This is a genomic window from Spirillospora sp. NPDC046719 (assembly GCF_040645715.1).
Taxonomy (GTDB): domain Bacteria; phylum Actinomycetota; class Actinomycetes; order Streptosporangiales; family Streptosporangiaceae; genus Spirillospora.
The window spans coordinates 1-6,903 of the sequence record NZ_JBEYYT010000475.1 but is presented as its reverse complement, the minus strand read 5'-3'; the positions used below and the strand labels follow the sequence as shown (position 1 = coordinate 6,903).

The 6,903-nt window shown below is 74.0% G+C and carries 6 protein-coding genes; 1 reads left to right on the top strand and 5 read right to left on the bottom strand.

Features of this window, described 5'->3' with window-relative positions:
* Nucleotides 1–47: 47 nt before the first annotated feature.
* The 3 genes from panD to ABZ914_RS43500 all read right to left on the bottom strand — a co-directional run bounded on the left by panD (nucleotide 48) and on the right by ABZ914_RS43500 (nucleotide 2,444).
* The gene (gene panD, locus ABZ914_RS43510; protein WP_190859488.1) at nucleotides 48–464 is read right to left on the bottom strand and encodes an aspartate 1-decarboxylase; all 417 of its coding nucleotides are present in this window, start codon (nucleotides 462–464) and stop codon (nucleotides 48–50) included.
* Complete coding sequence (gene panC, locus ABZ914_RS43505) at nucleotides 464–1,330, bottom strand: pantoate--beta-alanine ligase (protein WP_500200613.1); 867 nt, start codon at nucleotides 1,328–1,330, stop codon at nucleotides 464–466. The genes panD and panC overlap by 1 nt, the downstream gene beginning before the upstream one ends.
* A 175-nt stretch (nucleotides 1,331–1,505) precedes the next feature.
* Entirely contained in the window at nucleotides 1,506–2,444 is a 939-nt protein-coding gene (locus ABZ914_RS43500; RefSeq protein WP_500200612.1) for a Rossmann-like and DUF2520 domain-containing protein, read from the bottom strand.
* A gap of 324 nt (nucleotides 2,445–2,768) precedes the next feature.
* Between ABZ914_RS43500 and ABZ914_RS43495 the strand changes: the two genes are divergently transcribed.
* On the top strand, nucleotides 2,769–3,032 hold the full coding sequence (locus ABZ914_RS43495) for a hypothetical protein (RefSeq protein ID WP_190859494.1): 264 nt from the start codon (nucleotides 2,769–2,771) through the stop codon (nucleotides 3,030–3,032).
* A 234-nt stretch (nucleotides 3,033–3,266) separates the two neighbouring features.
* Here ABZ914_RS43495 and ABZ914_RS43490 read toward each other — a convergent pair whose 3' ends face one another.
* Together ABZ914_RS43490 and ABZ914_RS43485 are read right to left on the bottom strand one after the other, a co-directional pair.
* Nucleotides 3,267–5,798, bottom strand: coding sequence for an ABC transporter permease (locus ABZ914_RS43490; RefSeq protein ID WP_500200611.1), 2,532 nt, complete (start codon nucleotides 5,796–5,798; stop codon nucleotides 3,267–3,269).
* 4 nt (nucleotides 5,799–5,802) lie between these two features.
* Nucleotides 5,803–6,576 (bottom strand): ATP-binding cassette domain-containing protein, encoded by a 774-nt coding sequence (locus ABZ914_RS43485; RefSeq protein WP_190859498.1) that lies wholly within the window; start codon nucleotides 6,574–6,576, stop codon nucleotides 5,803–5,805.
* Nucleotides 6,577–6,903 lie beyond the last annotated feature (327 nt).

Below are 6,903 nucleotides of genomic sequence, written 5' to 3'. Positions count from 1 at the left end.
CCCTCCCGGGAGGTGCGCGGCCGCCCTGGTCCGCTGCCGCCGCGTCCTCAGCGCGCCACGAGGTCGCCCCGCACGTCGTCGCCGCCGGGGACCGGCTCGGCCGGGTCGGACCCCAGGGAGACGATGGCGTTCGAGCGGTCGACGTGCACCACGCGCGGCTCGAACTCGCGCGCCTCGGCGTCGGTCATCTGCGCGTACGCGATGATGATCACCAGGTCGCCGGGCTGCACCAGGCGGGCCGCCGCCCCGTTGATCCCGATCACGCCGGAACCCCGCTCGCCCGCGATCAGGTAGGTCTCCAGGCGGGCGCCGTTGTCGATGTCCACGATGTGCACCTGCTCGCCGGGCAGCAGGTCCGCGGCGTCCATCAGGTCCTGGTCCAGGGTGAGCGAGCCCACGTAGTGCAGGTCCGCCTGGGTGACGGTGGCGCGGTGGATCTTCGACTTGAACATCGTCCGGAACATCAGCGCTCCTTCGGGGTGACGAGCTGGAGGGGCAGGTTGTCGATCAGGTGGGTGGAGCCGACGCGGCCCGCGACGGCGAGCACGGCCGGACCGGTGTAACCGGTCGTGACCTGCAAGAACGTGGACGGGTCGACGAGCACGAGGTAGTCGAGTTCGAGCGGCGGGTCGGCGGCGGCCGCCTGGTCCAGCACGGCGCCCGCCGCGGCGACCACCGCGTCCGGGCCCTCGTCCGCCGCGTCCACGCCCGCGTACAGCGCCCTGGACAGGGCGAGCGCGGTGCGCCGGTCGCCCTCGGACAGGTACCGGTTCCGGCTCGACAGGGCCAGCCCGTCCTGCTCGCGGACCGTCGGGGCGCCGACGATCTCGACCGGCACGTTCAGGTCCGCGACCATCCGGCGGATCATCGCGAGCTGCTGCGCGTCCTTCTGCCCGAAGACGGCCACGTCCGGACGCACCAGGTTCAACAACTTCAGGACGACCGTGAGCATTCCGTCGAAGTGGCCGGGGCGCGCGGCGCCCTCCACCCGCTCGCCCATCGGGCCGGACTTGACCGTGACCTCGGGCTCGCCCGGGTACATGACCTCGCGGGACGGCGCGAACACGATGTCCGCGCCCTCCGCCGCGCACGCCTCAAGGTCCGCCTCGAACGTCCGGGGATAGCGGTCGAAGTCCTCGTTCGGGCCGAACTGCAGCGGGTTGACGAAGATGCTGACCGCCACCGCGTCCGCGCGGCGCCGCGCCTCGCGGATCAGCGACCGGTGCCCCTCGTGCAGCGCCCCCATGGTGGGGACGAGCGCCAGCGCGCCCTTCGCGTCGGCACGGGCGGCGGCCAGTTCCTCGCGCGTCGCGGCGATGACGGGCGTCACGACGCGTCCTCCGGCTCGCTCACTGATCCTCCCTGGTCGGTCCTGCTCGGTGCTCGTCGGTGCTGCTCGGTGCTCGTCAGTGCTGTTCGGTCCGGCGGTCGCTCGCCGCCGGTGGTCCGGTGCCCGGCGGCCACGGCGTCCTCGGCGTTCTCGGCATGCGGTGGCGGCCCGGCCGTCAGTCGGCCAGCGCTTCGAGGAGGCGCTCGGCGGCCTCGGGTTTGAGGAGCCCCGCGGCGAGCGCCCGGTCGGCGGTGAGGCGGGCCAGCGCGATGTAGGCGCGGCGGCTCTCCGCCGACACCTTCCCGAGCTCGGCGACGTGGTCGGCGACCGTCCCGGCGTCGCCGCGCGCGACCGGGCCGGTCAGGCCGTCGATGCCGAGCCGCAGCGCGTTGTCGAGGGAGGCGCCGAGCAGCGGGCCGAGCATCCGGCCGGGCTCGCCGACGCCCGCGGTGCGCAGCAGGTCCATCGCCTCGACGACCAGCGTGACCAGGTGGTTCGCGCCGCCGGCGAGCGCCGCGTGGTACAGCGGGCGGCGCTCCTCGGTGATCCACACCGGCTCGCCGCCCATCTCGACGACGAGGGCCTCGGCGACCGGGCGCAGCGGTTCGGGCGCGGTGACGCCGAACGAGATGCCGGTCAGCCGGTCGACGTCGTCGGGGCGCCCGGTGAACGTCATGACCGGGTGCAGCGCGAGCGGCAGCGCCCCGGCGCGGGTCAGCGGGTCCAGGACGGCGGACCCGTACCGCCCGCTGGTGTGCATGACGAGCTTTCCGGTGACGGGGACGCCCGCCGCGACCAGGCCGGCGGCGAGTTCCGGCAGCGCGTCGTCGGGGACGGTCAGCAGCACCAGGTCGGCGGCGGCCACCGCGTCCTGCGGGGTGACGACGGCCGCACCCGGCAGCCGCTCCTCCACCCTCTCGCGGGACCGGTCGGAGACCGCGGCGGCGGCGACCACGCGGTGGCCGGCGCGGGCGAGCGCCGCACCGAGCGCCGTGCCGACGCGTCCCGCGCCGACGACGCCGACGGCGAGCCGGGCGGGCCGGTCCTCGGGCCGCGTCTCCCCGGCCCCCGGCCCGTCCCCGGGCGCGGCGGAGTCAGGCGTGAATGGGTCCATCTGTTCGTTCCAGTCCTCAGTCGGTACCGGACGTGCGCGCCCAGCGTACCCGCGGGTCCCGGGCGCGCGTTCCGGTGGGTCTTCCGGTGCTCCGGTGACGCCTTGACGGTACGGGCGCCACGAACACCATCACACATCGGTGATGATCCGGCTACCCGGCGTAACGCCTCCGTCGGCGGCCGGGCCACACTTCGCGGGTCACGGACCGTGAACCCTTGCGGCGGCCCGGAACCGGGGCGTAACCATGATTGTGACGACGTCGTCACGCAAGGTGAATGGCAGCAATGACCAGGGCGCTCCGCCCCCGACGAGATGGAGCAGACTTTGATCAGGACAGCCCTCAAGACCGGCGCGGTCGTCGCGACCCTCGCGGGGACGGCCTTCGCCGCCGTTCCGGCCAACGCCGACACCTACAACCACAACACCGCCGTGGGCAACACGACGAACGTCTTGATCGTCGGCGGCTACGGCGTGACCTGCGGCTCGGTCTCCGTCGGAAGCCAGTCCGGGACGGGCTGCAACGGCAACCACGTGCACAACCGGCACAACCACAGCGGCGCCGGCGGCTGGATCGGGCACCGCTGGTGACGAGGTGACGCCGCCGCGGGGCCGCCCGGCGGCCCGGGACCGGACCCTTCCCGACCGCCTTTAGGGAGGTCCCCGCGGAGCCTTCGTCCCGCCGCAACGCCGTCCCCGCGGCGCGGCGAAGGGAGTGTCCGTGACGCGACGCGCCCGGATTCGGTGACTCTCCGAATCCGGGCGCTCGTCACGCTCCGTGCTCACCCTTCCGCCACCGGCCGGCGCGGCCGGTCGCCGGTGCGGCTAGTCGTGGGCGAGGGACTCGACGATCGACGCCTTGGCCGCGCGGCGCGCCGGCATCACCGCGGCGAGCACCCCCGCCGCGCCAGCCAGCAGCACGAACCCGACCACCTGGAGGTAGGGCAGCGAGAAGATCGCGCCGTCCTCCATCGCGTTGGTGGCCGCCCAGCCGAACGCCACCCCGAGCACGACCCCGGTGACCGCCCCGATCACGGCCATGACCAGCGCCTCCACCGACAGCATCCGGCGCAGCTGCCGCCGGGTGAGACCGAGCGCGCGAAGCAGGGCCGACTCCCGCGTCCGCTCCACTACCGACAGCGTCAGCGTGTTGGCGATCCCGAACAGCGCGATGACGATCGCAAGCCCGAGCAGCCCACCGAAGATCATCAGCATCATGTCGATGGCGTCGCTGACGCTCTTCTCGAACTCGGCGGACGAGTACACCTTCGCGGCCGGGTAGGGGCGCGCCGCCACCTCGACGGCCTTGCGCGCGGCGTCGGGGGGCACCCCGTCCCGGTCCTTGATGTAGATCGCCGAGTCGTCGGGCGCGGCGAAGTAGCGGGTGAAGTCCGCCTCGGGGACGATCAGCGCCCCTAGGGTGGTCGCCGGCGTGCTGAACACCGCGGCGATCCGCACCGGGGCGGTGCCGTGCGCCGTCCGGACCCGGACGGTCTGCCCGACGCTCATGCCGTGCCGCTTCGCGACCCCCTGCTCCACGATCCCGGTCCCGGGCTTCAGGCCGTCCGAGGCCAGCGCGGACGCCGACCCGTGCACGAGCTTCGGCTTCAGCACCGTCCCGAGCGCCGACCCGGTCAGGCTCGCGACGTTGGTCTCCTTGCCGTCGACCTTGGCGTCCTTGGCCAGCAACTCGAACACGTGGGAGAACTCCGGCCGCTTCCGGAGCGCCTCGGTGAGGCCCTGCGGCGCCCGGCCGCCGCCGTCGCCGGTCCGCGTCTGCACCTGGAACTCGGCCGGGTACTGCTCGGCCAGCTTCTCCGCCGACGTCGCCTTGCTGCTGGCCGCGACGACGGCGAACAGGCTCATCAGCCCGATGCCGACGGTCAGCGCGATCGTCGTGGTGGCGGTGCGGCGCGGGGACCGGCGCGCGTTCGCCACCGCGAGCCGTCCCGGCACCCCGCCGAGCCGCGCCGGGACGGCCCCGGCGAGGCGTCCGAGCGGGCGCACCAGGGCGGGCATCGCGGTCACCACGGCGAGGAAGAACACGGCCCCCGCGAGCGCGACCGTGTACATCGCCGTCTGCCCCTTCTCCATGGTCACCGACCCCATGACGCCGAGGCCGAGGCCCGCCGCGCCGAGCAGCACGGCCAGCGCCGTCCGGATCGGGCCGAGCCGGAACCGGCCACCGCCCGGCTCCGTCTCCGAGCGCAGCGCCGCGACGGGCGCGACCCGCGTCGCCGCCCGCGCCGGCAGCAGCGCGGACAGGACGGTCACCACCACGCCCACCGCGAGACCGATCGCGATCGTCCGGGCGGACAGGGCGAGCCCGTCCATCCGCACCTTCTCGGTCAGCCGGGCCATGATGGCGACCGCCCCGGCGCCGAGCCCGGCCCCGACGATGATGCCGAGCACCGACCCCGCCAGCCCGACGGCGAACGCCTCGGTGACCACCCCGCCGAACACCTGCCGGCGCGTCGCGCCGACGCAGCGCAGCAGCGCCATCTCCCGCATCCGCTGCGCGATCAGGATGGAGAACGTGTTGTAGATGACCAGCGCCGAGACCAGCATCGCGACCAGCCCGAAGATCAGCAGGCCGGCCTGGATGATCTCGGTGTCGGCGCCCGCCTGATCGGCGAGCCGCTTCCCCAGCTCCTTGCCGGTGTAGACCTCGTACTTGTCGCCGACCGCCGCCTTCACCGCGGGCTTGGTCCCGCCGAGGACGTCGATCTCCTGGTACTTCTTCACGCCCGTCATCGCGAGCGCGGTCGCGGCGTCGAAACCGACACCGCCCCGGTAGCCCGCCTCCTCGTCGATGCCGAAGTCGACGAGCCCGACGACCGTGAAGCGGTGCGGGCGGTTCGCGTGGTCCAGGACCGTGACCGCGTCGCCGACCTTGTAGCCGGACCGGTCCGCGAGGTCCTTGCCCAGCACCGCCTCGGACGCGCCCGACGGCGTCCTGCCCTTGGTGACGTCGTAGCGCAGCAGCTTCCCGGACGGCACCGAGATCCCGACGGTCGGCAGGTCGCCGACGGTCTTGCCGTCCTTGCCGACCAGCGCCGCGTCGCCGCGCACCGTGCCCTGCGCCTGCGTCACGCCGGGCACCGCCTTGACGCGGTCGAGGACGTCCAGCGGGATGCCGGGCTCGTCCTTCGGGCCGGTGTCCGTCCTCGCGTCGGGCTGGACCGCGACGTCGACCTTGTCGGCCGACCGCGCGAACGTCCGCGCGACGCCCTGGTTCATCGTGTCGGTCAGCACGAACGTGCCGGAGATGAAGCCCACGCCGAGGGTGATGGCCACCGCCGTCAGCAGCAGGCGCAGCTTGTGGGCCCGCAGGCCCGCCAGCGTCGTCCTCAGCATCGGGTCAGGCCCCCAGGCTCTTCAGCCGGTCCAGCACCGCGTCCGGCGTCGGCTCCAGCAGCTCGGACGTGATCACGCCGTCGCGCAGGAACACCACCCGGTCGGCGTAGGACGCCGCCACCGGGTCGTGCGTGACCATCACGATGGTCTGGCCCATCTCGCGGACCGAGGCGCGCAGGAACCCCAGCACCTCCGCGCCCGCGCGCGAGTCCAGGTTGCCGGTCGGCTCGTCCGCGAAGATCACCTCGGGGCGGGCGACGAGCGCCCGCGCGCACGCGACGCGCTGCTGCTGGCCGCCGGACAGCTCGCTCGGCCGGTGCCCGAGCCGGTCCCGCAGCCGCACCACGTCCACGACCTGGTCGAACCAGGCCCGGTCCGGCTTGCGGCCCGCCAGTTCCAGCGGCAGCAGGATGTTCTGCTCGGCGGTGAGCGTCGGCAGCAGGTTGAACGCCTGGAAGACGAACCCGACGCGCTCGCGGCGCAGCATCGTCAACTGCCGGTCGCCCATCCCGGTGATCTCCGCGTCGCCCAGCACGATCCGCCCGGCGGTGACCGTGTCCAGCCCCGCCAGGCAGTGCATCAGCGTGGACTTCCCGGACCCGGACGGGCCCATGATCGCGGTGAACGCGCCGCGCGCGAACCCGACGCTGACCTCGTGCAGCGCCCGCACGGCCGCGTCGCCCGACCCGTACACCTTGGACACCCCGGCGGCGGCGACCGCCGGCGGTGCCGCGGCATGGGGCGCTCCCCCGGACGGGCTGGTGAACGTGCTGGTCACGGCGACTCCTTCGTGGACGGATACGACCGTGATCAACGCTAGGAATCCGCGCCGCCGCTGCCATCGGCCGAGCGGCTCCGCTCCGTGTCAGCTTTCCGGCTGCCCCGGCGCGCGGCGTACGACCTGAGGCGTACGCACCCGTCACCCCTTCCACCGACCCGCCGCGGGCGCCCGCCCGTCCGCCGCCGCGTCGGCCCCCTCTGCACGTGCGCCCTGACCAGCGCATCCGGTCACCGGGGCACATCCCGACCGCGGACGCGAAGGCGCCGGAGGCCCCCGTGGGACCTCCGGCGCCTCAGTGCCGGGCCGATGCGCGCCCGGCGCGGC